18 protein-coding genes, 1 tRNA gene and 3 pseudogenes are annotated in these 20,634 nt (G+C 61.5%); 15 read left to right on the top strand and 7 right to left on the bottom strand.

What is annotated here, in order from left to right; translation table 11 throughout:
- Window positions 1-35 precede the first annotated feature (35 nt).
- The 5 genes from ACW9UL_RS11995 to nahK all read left to right on the top strand — a co-directional run bounded on the left by ACW9UL_RS11995 (window position 36) and on the right by nahK (window position 8,947).
- Complete coding sequence (locus ACW9UL_RS11995; protein ID WP_457787130.1) at window positions 36-833, top strand: transglutaminase family protein; 798 nt, start codon at window positions 36-38, stop codon at window positions 831-833.
- Window positions 834-951: 118 nt separating this feature from the next.
- A complete protein-coding gene (gene pqqF, locus ACW9UL_RS11990) occupies window positions 952-3,336 on the top strand; it encodes a pyrroloquinoline quinone biosynthesis protein PqqF (RefSeq protein ID WP_457787129.1) in 2,385 nt (794 codons plus the stop codon).
- Between the two features lie 463 nt (window positions 3,337-3,799).
- Window positions 3,800-4,984 carry a porin gene (locus tag ACW9UL_RS11985; protein ID WP_021444928.1) on the top strand — a complete coding sequence of 395 codons (1,185 nt, stop codon included), beginning with the start codon at window positions 3,800-3,802 and terminating at the stop codon, window positions 4,982-4,984.
- A gap of 224 nt (window positions 4,985-5,208) precedes the next feature.
- Window positions 5,209-6,363, top strand: a complete 1,155-nt coding sequence (gene nosP / locus ACW9UL_RS11980; RefSeq protein ID WP_122107707.1) for a nitric oxide-sensing protein NosP — start codon at window positions 5,209-5,211, stop codon at window positions 6,361-6,363.
- A complete protein-coding gene (gene nahK, locus ACW9UL_RS11975) occupies window positions 6,302-8,947 on the top strand; it encodes a hybrid sensor histidine kinase/response regulator NahK/ErcS' (RefSeq protein ID WP_457787128.1) in 2,646 nt (881 codons plus the stop codon). Before nosP ends, nahK begins: the two co-directional genes overlap by 62 nt.
- Window positions 8,948-9,067: 120 nt before the next feature.
- Here nahK and ACW9UL_RS11970 read toward each other — a convergent pair whose 3' ends face one another.
- Window positions 9,068-9,757 carry a crotonase/enoyl-CoA hydratase family protein gene (locus ACW9UL_RS11970; protein WP_397497292.1) on the bottom strand — a complete coding sequence of 230 codons (690 nt, stop codon included), beginning with the start codon at window positions 9,755-9,757 and terminating at the stop codon, window positions 9,068-9,070.
- Between the two features lie 185 nt (window positions 9,758-9,942).
- Here ACW9UL_RS11970 and ACW9UL_RS11965 point away from each other — a divergent pair, with 185 nt between their 5' ends.
- Together ACW9UL_RS11965 and ACW9UL_RS11960 are read left to right on the top strand one after the other, a co-directional pair.
- Window positions 9,943-10,161 carry a hypothetical protein gene (locus ACW9UL_RS11965; protein ID WP_021444924.1) on the top strand — a complete coding sequence of 73 codons (219 nt, stop codon included), beginning with the start codon at window positions 9,943-9,945 and terminating at the stop codon, window positions 10,159-10,161.
- Between the two features lie 94 nt (window positions 10,162-10,255).
- Window positions 10,256-10,345, top strand: a tRNA-Ser gene (locus tag ACW9UL_RS11960).
- Window positions 10,346-10,505: 160 nt separating this feature from the next.
- On the opposite strand, the gene ACW9UL_RS11955 is transcribed toward ACW9UL_RS11960, so the two are convergent.
- The 3 genes and pseudogenes from ACW9UL_RS11955 to ACW9UL_RS11945 form a co-directional block, all read right to left on the bottom strand.
- On the bottom strand, window positions 10,506-10,748 hold the full coding sequence (locus tag ACW9UL_RS11955) for a type II toxin-antitoxin system Phd/YefM family antitoxin (protein WP_457787127.1): 243 nt from the start codon (window positions 10,746-10,748) through the stop codon (window positions 10,506-10,508).
- Between the two features lie 51 nt (window positions 10,749-10,799).
- Window positions 10,800-11,011: pseudogene (locus ACW9UL_RS11950) on the bottom strand (tyrosine-type recombinase/integrase); the annotation flags it as partial.
- A gap of 28 nt (window positions 11,012-11,039) precedes the next feature.
- Window positions 11,040-11,180, bottom strand: a pseudogene (locus ACW9UL_RS11945) (DNA-binding protein); the annotation flags it as partial.
- Between the two features lie 30 nt (window positions 11,181-11,210).
- Here ACW9UL_RS11945 and ACW9UL_RS11940 point away from each other — a divergent pair.
- The 5 genes and pseudogenes from ACW9UL_RS11940 to ACW9UL_RS11920 all read left to right on the top strand — a co-directional run bounded on the left by ACW9UL_RS11940 (window position 11,211) and on the right by ACW9UL_RS11920 (window position 16,020).
- A pseudogene (locus ACW9UL_RS11940) lies at window positions 11,211-11,421 on the top strand (hypothetical protein).
- A 50-nt stretch (window positions 11,422-11,471) separates the two neighbouring features.
- Window positions 11,472-12,122, top strand: coding sequence for a DUF4145 domain-containing protein (locus ACW9UL_RS11935; protein WP_457787126.1), 651 nt, complete (start codon window positions 11,472-11,474; stop codon window positions 12,120-12,122).
- 53 nt (window positions 12,123-12,175) lie between these two features.
- Window positions 12,176-12,946, top strand: coding sequence for a hypothetical protein (locus ACW9UL_RS11930; protein ID WP_457787125.1), 771 nt, complete (start codon window positions 12,176-12,178; stop codon window positions 12,944-12,946).
- 81 nt (window positions 12,947-13,027) lie between these two features.
- Window positions 13,028-15,133 carry an NACHT domain-containing protein gene (locus tag ACW9UL_RS11925; protein ID WP_457787124.1) on the top strand — a complete coding sequence of 702 codons (2,106 nt, stop codon included), beginning with the start codon at window positions 13,028-13,030 and terminating at the stop codon, window positions 15,131-15,133.
- Between the two features lie 5 nt (window positions 15,134-15,138).
- A complete protein-coding gene (locus ACW9UL_RS11920; protein WP_457787123.1) occupies window positions 15,139-16,020 on the top strand; it encodes a RelA/SpoT-related domain-containing protein in 882 nt (293 codons plus the stop codon).
- Window positions 16,021-16,068: 48 nt separating this feature from the next.
- Here the strand turns inward: ACW9UL_RS11920 and ACW9UL_RS11915 are convergent, their stop codons facing one another.
- The gene (locus ACW9UL_RS11915) at window positions 16,069-16,386 is read right to left on the bottom strand and encodes a type II toxin-antitoxin system RelE/ParE family toxin (protein WP_457787122.1); all 318 of its coding nucleotides are present in this window, start codon (window positions 16,384-16,386) and stop codon (window positions 16,069-16,071) included.
- A complete protein-coding gene (locus ACW9UL_RS11910) occupies window positions 16,383-16,619 on the bottom strand; it encodes a type II toxin-antitoxin system ParD family antitoxin (RefSeq protein ID WP_119691472.1) in 237 nt (78 codons plus the stop codon). The genes ACW9UL_RS11915 and ACW9UL_RS11910 overlap by 4 nt, the downstream gene beginning before the upstream one ends.
- A gap of 791 nt (window positions 16,620-17,410) precedes the next feature.
- Here ACW9UL_RS11910 and ACW9UL_RS11905 point away from each other — a divergent pair.
- The 3 genes from ACW9UL_RS11905 (at window position 17,411) to efp (ending at window position 19,477) form a co-directional block, all read left to right on the top strand.
- A complete protein-coding gene (locus tag ACW9UL_RS11905; protein ID WP_122107712.1) occupies window positions 17,411-17,617 on the top strand; it encodes a hypothetical protein in 207 nt (68 codons plus the stop codon).
- A 107-nt stretch (window positions 17,618-17,724) separates the two neighbouring features.
- Entirely contained in the window at window positions 17,725-18,867 is a 1,143-nt protein-coding gene (gene earP, locus ACW9UL_RS11900; RefSeq protein ID WP_457787121.1) for an elongation factor P maturation arginine rhamnosyltransferase EarP, read from the top strand.
- Between the two features lie 34 nt (window positions 18,868-18,901).
- On the top strand, window positions 18,902-19,477 hold the full coding sequence (gene efp / locus ACW9UL_RS11895; RefSeq protein WP_031303472.1) for an elongation factor P: 576 nt from the start codon (window positions 18,902-18,904) through the stop codon (window positions 19,475-19,477).
- A 119-nt stretch (window positions 19,478-19,596) separates the two neighbouring features.
- Here the strand turns inward: efp and ACW9UL_RS11890 are convergent, their stop codons facing one another.
- Window positions 19,597-20,559 (bottom strand): LysR family transcriptional regulator, encoded by a 963-nt coding sequence (locus ACW9UL_RS11890; protein ID WP_122107714.1) that lies wholly within the window; start codon window positions 20,557-20,559, stop codon window positions 19,597-19,599.
- Between the last annotated feature and the right edge of the window lie 75 nt (window positions 20,560-20,634).

Here is a 20,634-nt window from a genome sequence, read left to right as displayed (position 1 = left end):
GGCAACACCATTCACACGTCCTACCTGGAGGTCGCATGAGACTCTCGATCAGCCACGACACTACCTACCGCTACGACGACCAGGTACGCGCGAGCATCCAGTACCTGCGCCTGACCCCCCACGACAGTGAGCGCCAGCAGGTGCTCAGCTGGCAGCTCGACCTGCCGCGCCCGGTGCGCGCGCAGCTCGACCCCTACGGCAATATCCTCCATGTGCTGACCCTCGACGAGCCGCACGAGGCCATCGTCATCGGCGCCCGCGGCCAGGTCGATATCGACGAGGCGCGCGAGGCCGAGCACGAGCGCCAGTCGGCGCTGCCGTTCCTGCGTTTCACCCGCCTGACCGAGGCCGACGACGCTTTGCGCGAGTTCGCTAGCCAGCAGAGCAAGGCGCGCAGCGACCGAAACGGGCTGATCGAGTTGATGCACGCGCTCAACGCCCATATCGCCTACCAGCCGGGGATCACCGCGGTCGACACCAGCGCCGCCGAAGCCTTCGCCGGCCGCCGCGGCGTGTGCCAGGACCACACCCACGCCTTCCTCGCCTGCGCGCGCAGCCTGGGCGTGCCGGCCCGCTACGTGTCCGGCTACCTGTACACCGACAATGCCGAGCACCTGGCCAGCCACGCCTGGGCCGAGGCCTGGCTGGACGGCGCCTGGTACAGCTTCGACGTGACCAACTGCCTGGCCCGGCCTGAGCGCCACCTCAAGCTGGCGGTCGGCCTGGATTACCTCGACGCCTGCCCGGTGCGCGGCATGCGCCGCGGCGGTGGCGGCGAGCAGATGCACGCCTTGGTGCAGGTGGCGCCGCTGCTGCAGGTGCAACAGCAGTAACCGCGCCGCGGGATGACTCGCCCCTACGACCAAAGTGCCGGTCGGACCGGGCGAAAGCAGCATTGCCGGCGCCGTGCGCCGGGGCGACTCTGGGCGCGGACTGCCCCGAGTAGCTGCGATGCATGGCGTTTCACCTTCTTTCTCCGCCGGCCGGTACCGGCTGCGCCTGAGCAATGGCGCCACGCTGGACGTGGCGCAGCAGCCCTGGGCCGAGCGGGTGGGCATCTGCCTGCGGGTGGCGGCGGGCAGTCACGACGAGCCGGCCGCCTACCCGGGGCTGGCGCATTTTCTCGAGCACCTGCTGTTTCTCGGTAGCCGCGACTATGGCGTGGAGCAGGGGCTGATGGCCTATGTGCAGGGCTGCGGCGGCCAGGTCAACGCCTCGACCCAGGCGCGTCATACCGATTTCGTCTGCGAGCTGCCGGCCGAGCGCCTGCGGCCGGCGCTGGCGCGTCTGCTCGACATGCTGCTCCGGCCGCTACTGGACGGTGCCGCGCAGCTGCGCGAGCGCGAGGTGCTGCACGCCGAATACCAGGCGCGCAGCACCGACGCCGACAGCCGTATCGATCACGCCCTCGGCCAGGCGCTGGCCGCGGGGCATCGCTGCGGCGACTTCCTGGCCGGCGATCGCGTCAGCCTGGCCGTGGAGCAGGCGGCCTTTGCGCAGGCGCTGCAGGGCTATCACCGGCGCCATTACCAGGCCGGCAACATGCGCCTGACGCTGGTGGGGCCGCAGTCGCCGGCAGAACTGCTGGATATTGGTCGATCTCTGCTGAAGGAGCTGCCGGCGGGCGAGGCGGCGGGCGAAACGCCGCCGCCCATGCTGCCGCTGCGGACGCCGCGCCTGGCGCTGCAGCACGCTAGCGCAGGCCTGTACTTGGGCTATGCCGTGCAACTGGCCGAGCCCGACCTGGCAGCGGCGTTGGACCTGCTGCTGGACGTGCTGCAGGAGCCGGCGCCCGGCGGGCTGCTCGCCGGCCTGCGCCAGGCGCGGCTGTGCCGGCAGCTGCAGACGCGGGTGCTGTACCGGCATGCCGGGCAGTGCCTGCTGCGCCTGGATTTTGCCGGCGCCGAGGCGGAGCGGGGCGGGCAACTGATCGCCGAACTGCAGGGCTGGCTGCGCCAGGTGCGGGCGGATCCGGGTTGGTCGGCGCGTCTGGCCGAATGGCACCAGGCCCAGGCCATGCGCCGGTTCGGCATGGGGCCGCTGGCCTTGGCGGGTAGCCTGCAGGACGCCGAAGCCGAGCCGGACGATGCCCGCCTGCTGCAGACGCTCGATGCCTTGCTCGCCCAACTGGCCGGCGGTACCGGGCTGATCGAACTGACTTGCGCCAACCAGGAGCGACCGCTGTGGCCGGCCACCGGTCTGGCGTTGCCGCTGGCCGCATTGCCGCCGCGCGAGTTGCCCGCGCCGCGGCTCAGCGGGCGCCTGGTGCCGGGCGAGTCGCTGCTGACGTTGCCCGAGGTGGTGTCGCCCATTCTGCCGCTCGCTCGCCTGCGTCATTACCCCGGCGCGGCCGCCGGCGGGCCGGCCGCGCTGCACTGGCGTGGCGAAATGGCCGGTCAGCCCGCCTTGCCCGAGTTGCAGGCGCGTATCGCCGATCTGCAACGCAGCTGTGAACGCCTGGGCGTCGTCCTGCAGCTTGAGGTGCAGCCGGACGGCTGGAGCCTGGCGCTGCACGGCGCCGCGGCCCTGCTGCCGGGCTGCAGCGCGCGGCTGTTGCCGCTGTTGCTGCTGCCTGCGACCGAGACAACCGAGCCGATGGCGGAGGGTCTGCTGCTGCGCCGGTTGCTGCAGCGGTTGCCGGAGCTGGGCGGTGCCCGAAACGGCTGCGGCCTGCAGGGACTCAGCGTCGGCCTAGGGCAGAGCGAGCGGGCGCAGCTCGACGCGCTGTTCGCCGCGGTCGAGCCCTTGCCCGCCGTGCAGCCGCCGGCGGCGCCAAACCAAGCGCTGATCTGGCGCGAGCTGGAGCAGCCGGGCGGCGATGCGGCGCTGGTGCTGCTGTGCCCGCTGGCGGATGTCGAGCCGCGCAGCGAGGCGGCCTGGCGCCTGCTCGGGCAGCTGCTGCAGGGGGCCTTCTACCGCCGCCTGCGCGGCGAGCTGCAACTGGGCTATGCGCTGTTTGCCGGTTACCGCCAGGTGCAGAGCGAGCGCGTGCTGCTGTTCGCCCTGCAGTCGCCGGTGTGCGAGGCGGCCGGCATCTTCGAGCATATCCACACCTTTCTCGATCAGCAGCGCCAGCGCCTCGCCGCGTTGTCGGCGGCGGAGTTCGCCCGCTGCCGCGACGAGCTGGCGCAGGCCCTGCGCCCGCCCAAGAGCAACCTGGCCCGCGCCGAACAGTTGTGGCAGCTGCAGCTGGCCGGGCTGAGCGAGGCGCACCCGCAACGGGTGCGCCAGGCGCTGGCCGAGTTGACGCCGGACGAGCTGCAGGCGGCTTATGCGCAGTTGTTGCATAGCGGCCACTGGCGCGTACTGGCCAGTGGAGCAGGGCCGCACGTCTAAGCGTGCATTTCTTGGCTATGCCCCTGCTAGCCGTTGCTGGGGCTCCAATGAAGGCTCGGGGGCCTGTGGGCCGGGCGGCGATCCGCTTTAGCCCACGCCAACCACCGGTGGTGGGCTAAAGCCCACCCTACGGGCCTTTGCACCCACTCCCAACACCTAACGCAGACATAGCCTTTTTCTTTCCCCTTCTTTTCGATGGTCTTCGCGGCGCGCGGCGCACCTCAGGGTTGCCGCCGGTAGTCGGTGCTCCGTGCGCTTCTACGCCCAAGGATTGTCCCGGTACTACGACCTTTCGCCCGCTACCGGTAGCGGGTCGGTCGCGGGCCGCCCGGGGCAAGCCGGGCAGGGCGCGCCAAAGCAGCGGGCAAACGCTGCCAAGGCAGCGTATGGCCGGCCCCGGCGCCTTTCGATAATCGCCTCCGACCCGACTGCCCTGGCGGTCGCCACTCAAGCGGAGAGCGTTATGCACAACAAGAAGATCGCCAACCCCCGGTTTCTGCCCCTTGCCTTGACTGCGGCCGTCGCCCTGGCCGGCGCCCAGCAGGCCGCCGCCGAGATCGTCCTGTACGACCAGGACGACACCACCTTCTCCACCGACGGCTATATCAACGCCTTCTACGTCAACAGCGACGTGGATCGCGAAGGCGAGCAGTTCGACCGCCGCCAGTCGCGGGTGAAGATGGGCTTTCTGCCCAACTGGATCGGCTTCAACTTCGGCAAGCAGATCGACGATCTCAAGCTCGGCGGGCGTTCCTCGTTCTGGGTGACCATCAACGACAGCGAGCAGAACGGCACCGACACCGCTATCGACGTGCGCCAGTTCTACGGCACCGTGGCCAACCCGGAGTGGGGCGAGGTGCTGGTGGGCAAGGACTTCGGCCTGTTCTCGCGCTCCAACATCTTCCTCGACGAACTGCTGGCCGGTTACGGCAACGTCTCCGATACCCTCGGCCTGGTCGACGGCACCGGCGTGTCCTTCGGCAACATCGGTACCGGCTATCCGTACCCGTTCCCGACCTCGCAGATCACCTACCGCAACAACCACCTGGCCGAGGGCCTGCGCCTGGCGGTCGGCATCATGGACCCGGTGGACACCAACGACGACAGCGCCGTGGGCAAGGCCTACCAGGAAGAGCCGCGCTTCGAGTCGGAGGTCAGCTACCAGTTCGACCTGGGCGGCTCGACCATCTACACCTGGGTCAACGGCGCCTACCAGACCTCGGAAAACACCGACGACAGCGTCGATACCGTGACCTCCAAGGGCCTCGGCTACGGCGTGCAGGCCAAGTTCGGCGGCCTCTCGCTGACCGGCTCGGGCTTCCAGGCCAAGGGCATCAACCCCTTCTTCACCAACAACCTGGGCGAGCCGACCCTGCGCGACATCGACAGCGACGGCTACCTGCTGCAGGGCTCCTACACCTGGGGCAAGAACCGCGTGGCACTGTCCTACGGCAAGACCGAGGACGACGGCAACGGCCTGGGCGTGGCGGCCGACTACGAGACCCGCGGTCTGGCCTACTTTCGCACCATCAACGACAACCTCAAGCTGGTGGCCGAGTACAACCAGTACGAGATCGATGCCGCCGAGGGCAGCGGCCTGAACGAGGACACCGACACCTTCGCCGTGGGCGCCGTGCTCAGCTGGTAAACACCGTTGCACAGGGCCGGGCAGGGGGCGACCGCTGCCCGGTCTTTTTTTGCCTGCGCCTCGTAGGATGCGCCGTGCGCACCCGGTTGCCGCTGCTGCGCCCGGCCTGGCGGCCCCGCGACACCCTACCTAGGAAGGCCCGACCCAGTACTCAAGTAGCATGGGGCAGCCATCCTCCGCTTCGTAGAATTTCCCCCTATCCAGCAGGTGTATTGGGGCGTCTTATGGCCTTGGAACAGTCGGAAGGCGTGCTCAGCGCCGTTTCCAGCGCAAAGGATGTGGAGCAGGCCGCCCAGGAGCTGGCGCGCCAGCTGATCCATCCCTACCTCGGCTTCGTGCTGTTCTTCTGCTCGGCCGAGTACGACCTCGAAGCCCTCGGCCGGGCCCTGGAGCAGCACTTCGGCGGCGTCAGCCTGGTCGGCTGCACCAGCGCCGGCGAGATCACCCCGCAGGGCTACGGCCGCGGCTGCGTGGTGGCGCTGGGCTTCGACCTGCGCTGCTTCTCCATCGCCAGCGCGCTGATCGACGAGATGGAGCGCTTCAACCTGCTCGATGCGCAGCAGCTGGTCGACGGCCTGGTGCGCGACTGCCGCAGCAACGAGCTGGCCTCGATCAAGGGCCATAGCTTCGCCCTGACCCTGCTCGACGGCCTGTCCAGCCGCGAGGAGCTGGTGCTCGGCGCGCTCAGCGCGGCGCTGGGCAGCATCCCGCACTTCGGCGGCTCGGCCGGCGACGACAACCACCTGACCCACACCCACGTCTACCACGGCGGACGCTTCCACAGCGGCGCGGCGGTGGTGGTGCTGTTCAATACCTGGCTCGACTTCGAGGTATTCAGCACCCACCACATCCAGCCCAGCGGCGAGAAATTGGTGGTGACCCGCGCCGACAGCGCCAGCCGCCGCGTCTACGAGCTCAACGCCGCGCCGGCCGCGCAGGAATACGCCGAGCTGATCGGCGTGCCGCTCGATGCCCTGGACCACCGGGTGTTCGCCGCCTATCCGCTGGCGGTGCGCATCAGCGATCACTACTACGTGCGCTCGATCCAGCAGGTGCACGACGACCTCAGCCTGAGCTTCTATTGCGCGGTGGAGAACGGCATCGTCCTCACCGCCATGCGCCCCGGGCCGCTGCTGCCGAATCTCGAGCAGCTGTTCGCCGGCCTCGAGCAGCGCCTCGGTCCGCTGCTGCTGACCATCGGCTGCGACTGTTTCCTGCGCCGCCTGGAGATCGAGAACGACGGCGGCAGCCTGCCGGTGTCGGCCTTTCTGCGTCGGCAGCGGGTGATCGGCTTCAACTCCTACGGAGAGCAGTTCAATGGCATGCACATCAACCAGACCTTCACCGGAGTCGCCATTGGCCGCCCTGGTCGCGGCTGATGGCGCCGAGCTGCAGGTGCGCCTGGCCGCGCTGGAAGGCGAGAACGCCAAGCTCAAGCGGATCAACGCCGCGCTGATCGAGCGGGTGGAGTCGATCCACTCGCGTGGTGACGATGCCTACGCCGCCTTCCAGCACTCGGTGGTACTGGCCGAGCAGGTGCGCGAGCGCACCGACGCGCTGAACCAGGCGATGGCCGAACTGAAATCCAGCAACCAGCTGCTCAGCGACGCGCGGCTGCGCGCCGAGACCGCCCACCAGCACCTGATCGACGCCATCGAGAGCATCTCCGACGCCTTCGTGCTGTTCGACGACCGCCAGCGCATCGTCCTGTTCAACAGCCGCTTCAAGGCGCTATGGGCGCGCAGCCGGGCGCGCATCGGCACCGGTACTCGGCTGGAGGAGATCAGGCGCCTGAGTCGCAGCACCGGCCTGGTGGTGGAGGCGCAGCTGGGCAAGGAGGGCGAGCCGAGCCTGTTCCGCCTGCAGGACGGCCGCTGGGTGCAGGTCAGCGAGCGGCCGACCCGCGAAGGAGGCCTGGTGATCCTCTATACCGACATTACCGAGGTCAAGCAGAGCGAAGCACTGCGCCGTGAGCAGGCCCTGGCGCAGAAATCGCGCCTGCTGCAACGCGCGGTGGACAACCTGTCCCAGGGCATGGCCATGGTCAACGCCGAGGGCGCGCTGGAGCTGTGGAATCACCGCTTCCTCGAACTCTGCGGCCTGGCGCCGATCAACGCGCATCGACCCTTCGCCGAGGTGATGGCCGAAAGCGAGCTGGAGCCGCTGACCCCGGCCAGCCGCGATATCGCCGGCAAGCCGCTGCGCCAGGTGGAGGTGCGTCTGTTCGACGGGCGCATGCTCGAGGTGCGCACCCATCCGCTGCCCACCGGCGGCTTCGTCAACACCTTTACCGACATCACCGAGCGCCACCGCCAGGCCCAGGCGCTGAGCGACAGCGAGCGCTGGATCCGCCTGATCACCGACCACGTGCCCGCGCTGATCGCCTACCTGTCGGCCGATCTGCTCTACGAGTTCACCAACAAGGTCTACGAGGAATGGTACTGCTGGCCGCGCGGGGCCATGCTCGGCCAGAGCCTGCGCGAGGTGCACAGCGAGGAGCACTGCCGGCGCCTGGAGCCCTACGTCGAGCGGGCGCTGTCCGGCGAGAGCGTGACCTTCGAGTTCGCCGAGACCAACCACAGCGGCCAGGAGCGCTACATGCTGCGTTCCTACGTGCCCAACCGCCAGGCCAGCGGCGAGGTGGTGGGGATCTTCGTGCTGATCCGCGACATCACCGAGCGCCGGCGCACCGCCGAGGCGCTGCACCAGGCCTACCAGCACCTGGAGCAGCGCGTGCGCGAGCGCACCGCCGAGCTGACCACGGTCAACGAGCAGCTGCGCCGCGAGATCGACGAACGTACGCAGATGGCGGCGCGCCTGCGCGAGGCCAAGGGCGAGGCCGAACAGGCCAACCTGTCGAAGACGAAGTTCCTCGCCGCGGTCAGCCACGACCTGCTGCAGCCGCTCAACGCCGCGCGGCTGTTCACCAGCGCGCTGCTGGAGAAGGACGACCTGTCCGGCTGCGCGCCGCTGGTGCGCAACGTCAGCAACTCGCTGGAGGACGTGGAGAGCCTGCTCGGCACCCTGGTGGATATCTCCAAGCTCGACGCGGGGGTGATCAAGCCGGACATCGCCCCGTTCGCCGTCAGCGAGCTGCTGGAGAACCTCGCCGCCGAATACCATCAGATCGCCGGTAGCGAGGGCCTGCGCCTGGACTACCTGCCCAGCTCGGCGCTGGTGCGCAGCGACTTGCAGCTGCTGGCGCGGATCCTGCGCAATTTCTTGAGCAACGCCATCCGCTACACCGCCAGCGGGCGCATCCTGCTCGGCTGCCGGCGGCGCGGCAACAGCCTGTCGATCGAGGTGTGGGACACCGGCATAGGCATCGCGCCGGACAAGCTCGGCGAGATCTTCCAGGAGTTCAAGCGCGGCGACACGGTGCAGCGCAAGCAGGACCGCGGCCTCGGCCTGGGCCTGGCCATAGTCGACAAGATCGCGCGCATGCTCGGCCACCGCATCCGCGTGGCCTCGCAGCCGGGCAGGGGCTCGATGTTCGCCGTCGAGGTGCCGCTGACTCGCCTGGCGCCCAAGGCGCGGGCGCTGCACGACAGCCCGGACCAGCTGCTCGAGCGCCTCTCCGGCGCGCGGGTGTGGGTGCTGGATAACGACGCGGCGATCTGCGCCGGCATGCGCACATTGCTCGAAGGCTGGGGCTGCCGAGTGGTCACGGCGCTGAGCGAAGAAGACCTGGCGCGCCAGGTGGACAACTACCACGCCGAGGCCGACCTGTTGATCGCCGACTACCACCTCGACGACGAACGCAACGGCGTCGACGCGGTGGCGCAGATCAACGCCCGGCGCAGCGCCGCGCTACCGGCGCTGATGATCACCGCCAACTACAGCAACGAGCTCAAGCAGCAGATGCGCGAGCTGGGCCACAGCCTGCTGCACAAGCCGGTACGGCCGATGAAGCTGAAGGCGGCGATGAGTCATCTGCTCGAACGCGGCGGCTTGGGCGCCTAGGAGCAGGCGCTTCGCCCGTGGCCGCGCCATAAAAACGCCGGATCGGAGCATCGACACATAGCGGGGCATAGCCAACAAAAAGCCCGGCATCAGGCCGGGCTCGGATAAAGCGGGGCGGCCTCAGATCAGATGCTGCTTGTCCAGCTCGATGGCCGCGTCCAGGGTCTCCAGCAGCGCCTTGCGCACCTTGAGCTTGGTGTTCTTGTGCGCGGTCATGTTGATCTTCTTCATCTGCTGGGCCACGGCCTGGGCGGTGGCCAGCAGTTGCTCGGCCGGCACCACCTTGTCGAGGAAGCCGGCGTCCACCGCGCCCTGCGGATCGAACATCTCGCCGTTGATCACCGAGCGGTGGAAGGCCGACTTGCGCAGGCGGTCGCGGGCCAGTTCGATGCCGACGTGGTGCATGGTCATGCCGATCTGCACCTCGTTCAGGCCGATATTGAACGGCCCCTCGACGCCGATGCGGTAGTCCGCCGAGAGCAGGATGAAGGCGCCCTTGGCCACCGCATGGCCCGGGCAGGCGACGATGATCGGGTAGGGGTGGGCGAGCATGCGCCGCGCCAGGGTCGAGCCGGCCGCCACCAGGTTGATCGCGTTCTGCGGGCCGGAGGTCATCACCTTGAGGTCGTAGCCGCCGGAGAGGATGCCCGGCTGGCCGGTGAGGATGACGATGGCGCGATCCTGCTCGGCGCGATCCAGCGCGGCATTGAAGGCGGCGATCACATCGGGGGAGATGGCGTTGACCTTGCCGTTGCTCAGGGTCAGGGTGGCGATGCCGTCTTCGAGTTGGTAGCTGATCAGGTCGCTCATGGCAGTTTCCTTATTAAGGCCGCGGGGCTGAATGTGGGCAGAAGGTACTCAGCCGCACCGCTGCGGTAAAGCGCCGCGGCTGACCGGCGGGTCAGCGATTTCGCCTATTGCCGCGATGGCCGATGGCAATTGGTCGAGGGATCGGGGCGGCAACTAGAGTGGGCGGCGAATCGAAGGAGTCGCCCATGAATCTGCTGTCGTCCATCCTCTGCGTCGCCGCGGCGCTCGTCCTGCTGCTGGTCTCGGTGCTGATCGGCGAGCGCCCGCAGCTGCACAACCCGCTCGGCGTGCTGGCCCTGTTCGCCGTCGGCCTGTTCATCTCCCTGGGTTTTCTGCTGTTCGGCCACATGCGCTTCGACGAGCTGCTCGGCGAGCGCCGCGGCGAAGACCCGTCCTGCTCTTAAGCGCATGAATCTTCTGAAAAAAAATTTGCCATCGGGAAAACATTCGACTACATTAGCGCGCCTCGACGGGCTACACGCAAAAACGTCGAAATCCGGTGAAGTGTCCGAGTGGTTGAAGGAGCACGCCTGGAAAGTGTGTATACGGGAAACCGTATCAAGAGTTCGAATCTCTTCTTCACCGCCACTTTCGCAATACCTAAAGCCCCGAAAGCTCACAAGCTTTCGGGGCTTTTTGCTTTCTGGCGTTCGGCAGGTGTCGAAGAAGTGTCGAACGCCGGGTTTTCCTCGCAGCGGCCACAGCTGGAACCCTTCCAGCAGTGGCCCCAGCTAGACACTTAGCGAAATCACCAATCCAGTGTCTTCGCGCATTGGTCTCCTGGCTCGGACATGCCTGCCTTGATGGATTCGCTCATGCCAGGGATGGAAAGCAAGTGCAGGGTTGCCTGAATCGCTTCCCAATCCTCGGCGGATATCAGCACAGCGTTCACCCGCTTACCGGTTATCAGAATGGGCTGGTGAGATTCGGCGGATTGATCGATCAGCTGATGGAGGTTGGCGCGTGCTTCGCTTGCAGTAAGGGTGTGCATGGAGCGATTCTCCCGATTTATGCCGCAAGCGTATGGCAAAAGTGCGGGATGTTAATGCCCGTCGTCGGTTAGTGGGGTGAGCCGCAGTGAGCCCTGCAGATGGTCCGGCGACAGGTGCGCATGGTCATCGCCAGCGACCTATGCCCCAGGATCTTCTGCAGTCTCAGGATGTTCCCGTCCCGTGTGACGAAGTGACTGGCGAAGGTGTGCCGCAGTAAGTGTGTGGCCTGGCCGGCCGGTAGCTTGATCGAGGCCTTCTCCAGCTCACTATCGATAGGCATCGACTGGGTTTACGGTAGGGAGAGCGCCTTTTATTGCCCAGGCCCGCCCGGTGTCGTAGGTCAGGCCGTTGCGGTCGGCCCTGGATTCGACGGTTTCCACGTCCTGTTGCGGGCCTATCAGCTTCGAAGGTTCCAGCTCTTCCAGTTCCATGCTCGTTCCGTCACTATTCGGGTCAAGCTTGTGAGGCAATCTGATATCACTTGGAGAAGGTGAAAGAACCTGCGTTACCGGAAGGCTCGCATCAGCACCGAGGAGGTTGAGGTGCTGGTGAAGCTGTTCCCTAGCTATGTGCTATGGATCGCCAGCGGCCAAGTTGCACCGGAAGCGGGGCAAACAAGCACCCGAATACGATCAGGCTAATTCAAACTTGCCCGATCAAAGCGCGGGATAGCGATTACAACGGACGTAGCTAGGCGCTGGTACGCCCGAGGGGGTGAGTAAATGGTCAATAAGTATGACCCTGAAATGATTGGTTGGTATTTCATTGATCGGGAAGGAGTGCAGATATACTACCCCAAGGAAGGTATATGGCCTGAAATGTACCTTTCTTATGCTCAGGCAGATTATGCGGGGTATGAGCAATACAGTGAATCTAGGTGCTTGATAAACGCAGTGTCTAATGCAAAGCGGGCGCTACACTATCAAGTGGAGGGGTTGGCATATGCTCTGGGATGGAAGCTCACAAAAGGGAAGAAGGACTTCCCATCGAAATTAGAGTTTTTGGGAAAATGTGGGGTGCTTAGTCCTGCAATAATTAAAAGAATAAATAAGCTAAGGAATACCGTCGAGCACGAATATTATACTCCAACGGGTGATGAGGCGTTAGAGTATATAGAGATTGTAGAGTTATATCTGGCTGCCACGAGTGTTTTTTCTAGATATTTCCCCGTCGACGTAACTGTGGAGTTAATGACGGATGATCCGAGTTTTGATCCCAAGTGGGGGCTTCCTGAATTTATTAAGATAAGTCTGCCGGAGGGAAAAGGGCGGATTATTGTTGAGGCGGATGGGGAGCAGATAGTGGAGGCTGATATATCTGATGAAAAATATTTCGCATGGGTTGATGCCGTGATGAGGCAGATTTCTTATTAGTATTACATTCTAACAAGGAAGTATCTTGTCTGAGGCTTTAGAAGGGAGGCAGCATGAAATCTGACTGGGACGACGCACCATGCTATCTGCGTAGCAAGAAAAAGCCAGCCCCGTGGCGGATGGCAGCCATCCTGGGCATGGGTTCCGCGATTACCTGGGGCGTGATCGCGCTGTTTGCAAAACCAATCGTGATCAACGTTGATCAGCTCAAGCAGGCGATCCATGTAGACGGCAAACCCTTGTTCAGCCAGCAACCGGCGCCACAGCCCTACAGCGCGCCGGAAGAGAGCATAAGGCTGCCATCCATTCCCATCGATCCACCCGCGCAGCGGGTTGCACACCAACCCGTCAATCAGCCTCAGCCATATGCCTCGATGGAATGGACGGAGGAAGAAAAGGCGAGGGCGATTGCCAGTTCTCAGAACGTATTCAGTGATAATAACTACACACCTAAACAACCGGCCAGTACATACACACCGCCAGCCACCCATCGCATAGTCCAAGCACCCCAGCAAACACAGCAGCGCCAAGCCAAGCAGGTAAGCCGCGAGCATACTTTCAAGTGGATCAAGAGCTGGAACGGCGGCACGAACTACCTGGCGGAATGGTTATCGGTGAACAACTACATTGACGGTACCAGCGTCTGCGCCAATCACCGGCGTGGATCAATCGACTACCGCGAATGCCGTAAGGCCGCCAAACAGCACTTTCATGAACAATGCAGAACCTGGCGTGCCCGCTATGGCAGTGACCGTAAGACGCATAGTGACCGTATGAAGACTCGCTATTGCTCTGCAGCGAGCAGTTTTAATCCAATGGGGTAATTGTATTCTTCGCAGCGGCTTAATTGATATGCTGCGAAATAATCAAGCAAAAAATTAATTAAATAATGGTGGATCAAATAAATGGATTTCGAAAAAGTTAAGTCAGCGTATTTAAGGTACGGATTTTCAATAGAGGAAGAGCGGCCGGAAGAAGGGCTTATCGCGTTTCTCTTGGTCACTGGGCCGTTTAAAAACGTAGAGATTGTAAAGACAAAGAAAAATGCTGATGCGTCAGCTTTAGAGCAAGAGCTCTCTTTGGTTGGCTACTCTTGCGAGACTTTAGAATATTTTGAGGGGTTTGAGGAGCGTCTTTTTAAGAGCTTCTTTGCGGTAGATTTGTATAGAAGAAAAATTAGTGCGGACTATAATTCTTTCACTAGATCTATTAGTAGGAAATATAGCGATTCTTCTGAGTATAAATATTTAAGTGCGCCATATACGATTAATGGAATTGTCGGCACAAAAGATATTTCAGAGGAAGTGCTGGATAGGATAAACGATCCACTACCAATTATATTCGTAGTTGAGGCGGCCGCTGGCTATGGTAAGACCTGCGCTGCCTATGAATTGGCCTCAAAAATTAACTCAATGCAAGATAGAATTCCTTTGCTTGCAGAGTTGTCAAAAAATAGACAGGCGCGGATTTTTAAACACGTATTGCTAGATGAGATTGATCGTTCCTTTCCTAGTCTTTCTTCAAAATTGATAAAGGATGAAACTGCAAGCGGTAGAATTGTCACTATATTGGATGGTTTTGACGAGCTACTAAGGGATAATGAAGAGTCAGATAAGGACTTTGACTCTAAAGAACCCATGCTGGAGACAATTGGAGAGTATTTAAAGGGGCAGGCAAAAATTATCCTAACCACTCGTAAAACTATGCTTTTTGAAGGGGATGGGTTCCATGCATGGGTTGAAAATAATAAATCTGAGTTTTCTTTAGTAAAAATTCAGATCAATGAGCCCAAGGTAACGGATTGGTTAGAGGCACCAAGACGAGAAGTTCTTGAGTTGTCAGGAATCGAGATCAAATCAATTGCAAACCCTGTGCTGCTGTCTTTTCTAAGATATATATCAGATGAAGAGTTAAGAATTATATGCAGTAAGCCAGAAGGTTTGGTTGATAGTTATTTTGACTTTATTCTTGAGCGAGAGAGGCAGCGTCAAGATCTGGCGATGTCTGCAGATGAACAAAACGCAATGCTGGATATTGTAGCTCATGACATGGTTGCGGGTGGGTATAAGTCCGAAGATAGGTCCTACATAATGGATTTAATACTATCAGAAGGGGAGGACTTAATTAACTTGGCGATTGATAGATATCCAACTGAAAATAGACCGGCCCCAGAAGGTATTGCAAACAAGCTTGCAAGCCATGCTTTTTTAGATAGGAGTTCTCGAAACCCTACAAAAATCGAATTCATTAATGAGTTTGTTTTTGGGCATTATATTGCAAGAGATATTGCAAATGATTCTGATTGGATATGTGATGATTGGCGCTATCTGGAACCCGCAGTTTTTTCCTATAGGACGAGATCAAAAGAAACCAAAGAAATATTATGGAATAGAATAAGAGAGTCTTTAGAGTTTGTCAGTCTCACTAACAAGGTGAGCGCTTCTTTAAGTTTGTTGCAGAGGATCGATTTTGATCTTGGTGACGGTGAAATTAATTCTTTAGCCATTAAAGATGTAGAGTTTGGGCGTGATACAGCAGTAAGGAGTGTTCAGTTTAATGGCTGTCAGTTTACCTCGTGTGTGTTTTATTCAGATAGGCTAGATGGTGTCAGCTTTTTTGAGTGCAAGTTTTTCAATTGCATATTTATTAAATCGCCAGGTTTTGTGGGGGATATATATTTCCCAGGATGTGTTGCTGATAATGGATTTATAGAGGACGCAATGGCCGAAGAGCAAGAGGGCGATGATGTTCATTTCGATGCGCTGGCGCGTGCGGAGTGTGCAGTTTTGGAGAAGTTTTGGCCTGTTGGTCGAGAGACCATAACACACAAGCATCGTCCTATTCGTGGGATTTGTAATTTTGCAGACGCTGGAAACATTACGCCGCAAGATATGTATAGCGCTATTGGTTCTCTCAAAAAGAAGGGAATATTGGCAGAGGCGCGATCGTCACTTTTTGTGGAACTGAACCTGAGTGCCATAAATGAAATAAGAGCGATATTGGGGAGGTAATGATTATGGATAGCGAATTCAGGCACTTGGCAGAAGCGTTGCGCTTAGAGGTTGAGCGAAAACTTACTGCTTGCGGAATTCTATGCAGAGTTTTTGGGCGCGGGAAAGATGGGGCTTCGCTTCTGAAAAAAATAAAAGCAGTTTGTGAGAATACTGGTACTTTAAAATATTCGCAGGGTGGAAAGAAAATACAGGATGCTATTGGTATTCGTGTTGTGCTGTATTTTTCGGATGATATCGAAATTGCTAGAAAGATATTATGTGATGCCTACAGTTTCTATGAAAGCGATTCGGCAATTGATCGCCCTGGTAGCGAGGAGTTTTCCGTAACGAGATACAACTTGGTTTTTGAGGTTCCCAGTATATATTCGGCTGATATGATTCAGAATATATATGAGCGTCCAATTGATACTACTTTTGAAGTGCAGGTCAGAAGCGTTCTTTCAGAAGGGTGGCATGAAGTTGAGCATGATTTAAGGTACAAGAAAAAAGAGCACTGGCTCGGTAATGATGATCTATCAAGGGCTTTAAATGGGATAGCTGCAGCCTTGGAGACCAGTGAGTGGGGTATGAGGAAGATTTTTGAAGATCTTGCTTATCGTCATTATAAGAAACAAAGTTGGGAGGCGATGTTAAATTTAAAGTTTAGGATGAGAATGGCTGGTGGTCTTGGTGATGCTCTAAAAGATATATTTGATACTGAGCGTGAAGTTCCTAAAAGACTGCTTAGAGTCGATAGGGGGCGTGTTTTAAGTGCCTATGCAGATAAATTTTCCTCTCTTCCATTGACCGTTGATAATGTCGTTTATGTGTCAAATCTTATCTTTGATATATCTGATAATGTTTTAAATGTAACGCCATCAAGAATCAAGAAGTTGGCCGGGTAGACTAATAGGAAGGATTTGCGATAAATAGATCTACCCCTTCTTTCTATGCTACGGGGTGAGAAGGCGTGGAATGTCTTTCATCCTATGCAGCACCCGCCACACATCAATATGATTATCCTGCTCGACATAGAGGACCAGGTAGGGGTAGCGCTGAAGCGGCCAGGAGCGTAGACCGGGCAGATCCAGTTCATGGGCGTAACGCGCCGAACCGGAGGCCGGGTGACGGCTTATCTGCTTATAGGCTCGCTCCAGGGCATCTATGAAGCCTAGTGCGGCTTTCTCGGCCTGTTCTTCCAGGTAGTAGGCAATGGCGCTGTCTACGTCTCTGTTTGCTAACTCACGCGGGATAATGGGTTTTTGCTTCATCCTTGAGCGTTCCGCACGCGGGCACGGAGCGATTCGAAGTAGTCGGCATCGGCTGGGGCGGCGGGAGCAGATGCAGCACCGGCAAGCAGCAGGCCACGAAGGTGTTGGCGGTCTTGATCCTTACGAATCAACTCACGCACGTATTCGCTGCTGGTGCCGTAACCGCGCTGGCTCACCTGTTCATCGACGAAGCTTTTGAGGGCGTCTGGCAGGGAGATGTTCATGGTGCTCATTGGGCGTTCCTCTTGGCAAATTTTGCCAAGAATCATAGCGCGGGTTTGGCGGATGGTGTCGAAAAAGTGTCGAAATCATAGAGCCGTATAGCGACAAATCGAGCAGGCGAGGGAAGCGGAAAGCCTGTATTGAGCGGCTTTGGCACGCACTGACCCGCTACCAAAACAGGCTCGAATCTCTTCTTCACCGCCACTTTCAAAAAGCCCAGCCTTGCGCTGGGCTTTTTCGCCTGGTCAGCCTGTACGGCGCCTGCGCTCGGCAGGCGCCGCTCGCTAGCGGCTTCGGACGTGCTGGCCTGCGCATCGCGAGCGCTCCCGGGGCCGGTCAAGTCCAGGGCGCCGCAGTCTCTCTATTTCCAGTACTTCGCCGTCTATTCGCGTGCCAGAGTGGTGCGTGTGACTCGGGGCAATTTGTGTGGTTTGTAAATACGCTTAACTGGCAAATAACAGTAAATATCATTAACTCCGATTCCGGCTGGCGGCAGCGGAGCGCTGTCGAGGTTCCCGGCGTTCGTGGCATCTGCTGAGCGGTCCTTTCGTTTTTGCGGAGAGATACGCCCAGGCAGCCGTGCTTCAAGCTCAGCTCGTTGACTCTGGCCATGCTGATGGCCGGCGCCCCCTACGCCCTGGCCGCGGATGCGCCCGTCGTGCTGGCTCTCTATCAAGCGGACATCTGAGCGGCCGGCCGCGATCCATTGGCAATAACCATGGTGACTATCGAAAGCACTGATTTCCGCGCAGACGGCCAGGCGCCTAAGGTGGACTCAACGCAGATTCAGTTGGAGGTCGTTATGTCCCGTATCGATGTGGTGTCCCTGGTCGGCAGCGCCGTACCCGCCGAACTCAGGTCCGACGGCCATATGGCGTGCTGGCTGCTGATGGTCGACGGCCAGCCCAAGGCCGGCCCCTTCGCATCGCGCGAGGCCGCGCTGGCCTGCCAGGCGGTGTGGCTGCTGAGCACTGCCGCGCGCGACGAGGGCGCCGCGCTGCTGGCCTGATTCCATGGTTTTCCTGCGCGTGCTCCCGCGCTCCCCTTGGCCCGCCTCTGGCGGGCTTTTTCTTGTTCGCGAGGTACACTGGCGGCCTTTTTCCGAGGGGCGCATGCGTGGCGAAGTGGGACATTTTCTGCAGCGTGGTGGATAACTACGGCGATATCGGGGTGACCTGGCGTCTGGCGCGTCAGCTGGCCGCCGAGCACGGCCATGCGGTGCGCCTGTGGGTGGACGAGCTGGCCGCCTTCGCGCGCCTGTGCCCCGAGGCCAGCACCACGGCCGCCCGCCAGCAGCTGGCCGGCGTCGAGCTGTGTCACTGGAGTGCGCCCTGGCCCGCGGTGGAGCCGGCCGAGGTGGTGATCGAGGCCTTCGCCTGCCACCTGCCGCCCGCCTATATAGAGGCGATGGCCGCCAGCGGGGCGCGGCGGCTGTGGCTGAACCTGGAATACCTCAGCGCCGAGGACTGGGTGGCCGGCTGCCATGGCTTGCCGTCGCCGCAGCCGGGCGGCTTGCAGAAATTCTTCTTCTTTCCCGGCTTCGTCGCCGGCACCGGCGGTCTGCTGCGCGAGGGCGATCTGCTGGCGCGGCGGCGCGCCTTCCAGGCCGACGCGGCGGCGCAGCAGGCCTTTCTCCAGCGCCTCGGCGTGACGCGCCAGGCCGGCGCGCGGCTGATCTCGCTGTTCGCCTACGAGAACCCGGGGCTGGCGGACTGGCTGCAGGCGCTGGCAGACGAGCGCCAGGCCAGTCAGCTGCTGGTGCCGCAGGGCAAGATCCTCGGCGACCTGCAGGCCTGGCTCGGCGAGGACGGGCTGGTCCCCGGCGACCGCCGGCAGCGCGGCAGCTTGCAGATCCAGGTGTTGCCGTTCATGGCGCAGGACGACTACGACCGCTTGCTCTGGTGCTGCGACCTCAATGCGGTGCGCGGCGAGGATTCCTTCGTCCGCGCGCAGTGGGCCGGGCGACCGCTGCTCTGGCACATCTATCAGCAGGAGGAGGGCGCCCACTGGGACAAGCTGGAAGCTTTTCTGGCGCTGTACGGCGCCGAACTGTCGCCCGCGGCGGCCGCAGCCCTGGGCGAATTGTGCCGCGCCTGGAACGCCGGCAAGGGCATGGGCGAGGCCTGGGACAGGCTGTTGCCGGTCTGGCCGGAGCTGGCGGCGCACGCCGAGCGCTGGTGCGTTGAGCAGGCCGCTCGGCCGGACCTTGCCACGGCGCTGGAACAGTTTTACCGAAATTGGCTATCATACGCGGCCTAGATTTCTGTACCTCCCGCATATTTCGGATATTCGTATGAAAACCGCACAAGAAATGAAGCCCAACAGCGTGGCCCTGATCGACGGCCAGCCGTGGCTGATCCAGAAGGCCGAGTTCACCAAGTCCGGCCGTAACAGCGCCATCGTCAAGATGAAGCTGAAGAACCTGCTCAACGGCTCCAAGACCGAGACCGTGTACAAGGCCGACGACAAGATGGAGCCGGTGATCCTCGAGCGCAAGGAAGTGACCCTGTCCTACATCAGCGGTGAGGACTACGTGTTCATGGATCCGGAGTACAACTCCTACGAACTGCGCGCCGAAGACCTGGAAAGCGTCCTGCCGTTCATCGAAGAAGGCATGACCGACGTCTGCGAAGCCGTGTTCTTCGAAGGCAAGGTGATCTCCGTCGACCTGCCGACCACCATCGTGCGTCAGGTGGTCTACACCGAGAACGCCGCCCGTGGCGACACCTCCGGCAAGGTGATGAAGCCGGCCAAGCTGCGCAACGGCACCGAGATCAAGGTCGCCGAGTTCGTCGGCATCGACGACTGGATCGAGATCGACACCCGTGACGGTTCCTACAAGGGCCGCACCCAGGCGCCGCAAGCCTAAGCCTGCGCGTCAGACAAAACCCGGCCTTGCGCCGGGTTTTTTGTGCCCGGAATTCGGGCTCTGCCGCCGGCAAGGCTCCGGCTTTGTCGTGGCCAAAGCTCCTCCCACGGTTTCCCGTGCTATTGCTGCGGCGTCGCCAGGCCGGCCTGCAGGGCCTGGTCCCAGGGCGGTGGGAAGCCGAAGCGCTGCTTGAGAAAGCTCAGCAGCAGGCGCGTGCGCGGGCTGGCTTCGCGTTCCAGGCGCAGGGCGTAGATGCTCACCGGCTCTGCCGGCGGCAGGCCGGTCTCGCAGAACAGCGGCAGCAGTTCGCCGCGCTGCAGGTGCTCGCTGCTCAGCCAGGTCGGCAGGTGGGCGATGCCCAGGCCGGCGAGGGCGCTGAACAGCAGGGTTTCGGCGTTGTTGGTGGTCAGGCGCAGGCGTTTGGGCTTGCACAGCTGCAGCTTGCCGTCCGCCTCGAAGCGCCAGGCGTAGGGCGGCGCCAGGCTGTCCCAGTCGAGGCCGTCGTGCTGTTCCAGCTCCAGCGGGCTGCGCGGAATGCCGCGGCGGCGCAGGTAGTCCGGGCTGGCGCAGAGGATGCGGGTCATCGAGGCCAGCGGCGTGGCGACCAGGCGGCTGTCCGGCAGCGGGCCGATGCGCACGACTATGTCCACTTCGCCGAGGTGTTCGCCGTGCAGGTCGGTGAAGCTGTCGATCAGGCGCAGCTGCACGTCCAGCCCGGGGTTGGCGCCGAGAAACTCGGCGATGGCCGGGGCCAGGTGGCGGCGGCCGAAGGGCGAGGGCGCGTCGATGCGGATCAGCCCCTCCGGCGCGCTGCTCAGCGACACCGCCTCGGCGCGCGCTAGGTGCAGCTCGGCGAGGATGCGCCGGGCGCGCTCGGCGAACGCCAGGCCGGCCGGGGTGACGCGCACTGCGTGGGTGCTGCGGCTGAACAGGCTGCTGCCGAGGCCGCGCTCCAGGGCGTCGATGCGCCGCGCCACCGCCGAGGGCGTCAGCGGGTGGCGGCGCGCGGCGGCGGAGAAGCTGCCGGCCTCCAGCACGTCGAGAAAGAGTTGCAGCTGGTCGGTCAGGGCATCGGGGTTCATGGCGACTCTGTTGTGCGTGATAAGCGCAGCCATTGTGCGTGGCTATGCGTTTCCGCGCCATCCGCCCCTGATTAG

This window comes from Pseudomonas sp. PL-6, from assembly GCF_054110165.1.
Note: the sequence above shows the minus strand (reverse complement) of the source record. Positions and strands in the feature narration are given on the sequence as shown.

Bases quoted from the DNA above. Each gene is read 5' to 3' on its own strand.
- ACW9UL_RS11910 (WP_119691472.1), bottom strand. From the start codon at position 16,619: ATGAGCACCATGAACATCTCCCTGCCAGACGCCCTCAAAAGCTTCGTC.
- ACW9UL_RS11925 (WP_457787124.1), top strand. From the start codon at position 13,028: ATGGATTTCGAAAAAGTTAAGTCAGCGTATTTAAGGTACGGATTTTCA.
- ACW9UL_RS11970 (WP_397497292.1), bottom strand. From the start codon at position 9,757: ATGAGCGACCTGATCAGCTACCAACTCGAAGACGGCATCGCCACCCTG.
- ACW9UL_RS11965 (WP_021444924.1), top strand. From the start codon at position 9,943: ATGAATCTGCTGTCGTCCATCCTCTGCGTCGCCGCGGCGCTCGTCCTG.
- ACW9UL_RS11955 (WP_457787127.1), bottom strand. From the start codon at position 10,748: ATGCACACCCTTACTGCAAGCGAAGCACGCGCCAACCTCCATCAGCTG.
- ACW9UL_RS11985 (WP_021444928.1), top strand. From the start codon at position 3,800: ATGCACAACAAGAAGATCGCCAACCCCCGGTTTCTGCCCCTTGCCTTG.
- ACW9UL_RS11935 (WP_457787126.1), top strand. From the start codon at position 11,472: ATGGTCAATAAGTATGACCCTGAAATGATTGGTTGGTATTTCATTGAT.
- ACW9UL_RS11995 (WP_457787130.1), top strand. From the start codon at position 36: ATGAGACTCTCGATCAGCCACGACACTACCTACCGCTACGACGACCAG.
- nahK (WP_457787128.1), top strand. From the start codon at position 6,302: ATGGCATGCACATCAACCAGACCTTCACCGGAGTCGCCATTGGCCGCC.
- ACW9UL_RS11890 (WP_122107714.1), bottom strand. From the start codon at position 20,559: ATGAACCCCGATGCCCTGACCGACCAGCTGCAACTCTTTCTCGACGTG.
- ACW9UL_RS11915 (WP_457787122.1), bottom strand. From the start codon at position 16,386: ATGAAGCAAAAACCCATTATCCCGCGTGAGTTAGCAAACAGAGACGTA.
- efp (WP_031303472.1), top strand. From the start codon at position 18,902: ATGAAAACCGCACAAGAAATGAAGCCCAACAGCGTGGCCCTGATCGAC.
- pqqF (WP_457787129.1), top strand. From the start codon at position 952: ATGCATGGCGTTTCACCTTCTTTCTCCGCCGGCCGGTACCGGCTGCGC.
- ACW9UL_RS11930 (WP_457787125.1), top strand. From the start codon at position 12,176: ATGAAATCTGACTGGGACGACGCACCATGCTATCTGCGTAGCAAGAAA.
- ACW9UL_RS11905 (WP_122107712.1), top strand. From the start codon at position 17,411: ATGTCCCGTATCGATGTGGTGTCCCTGGTCGGCAGCGCCGTACCCGCC.
- ACW9UL_RS11920 (WP_457787123.1), top strand. From the start codon at position 15,139: ATGGATAGCGAATTCAGGCACTTGGCAGAAGCGTTGCGCTTAGAGGTT.
- nosP (WP_122107707.1), top strand. From the start codon at position 5,209: ATGGCCTTGGAACAGTCGGAAGGCGTGCTCAGCGCCGTTTCCAGCGCA.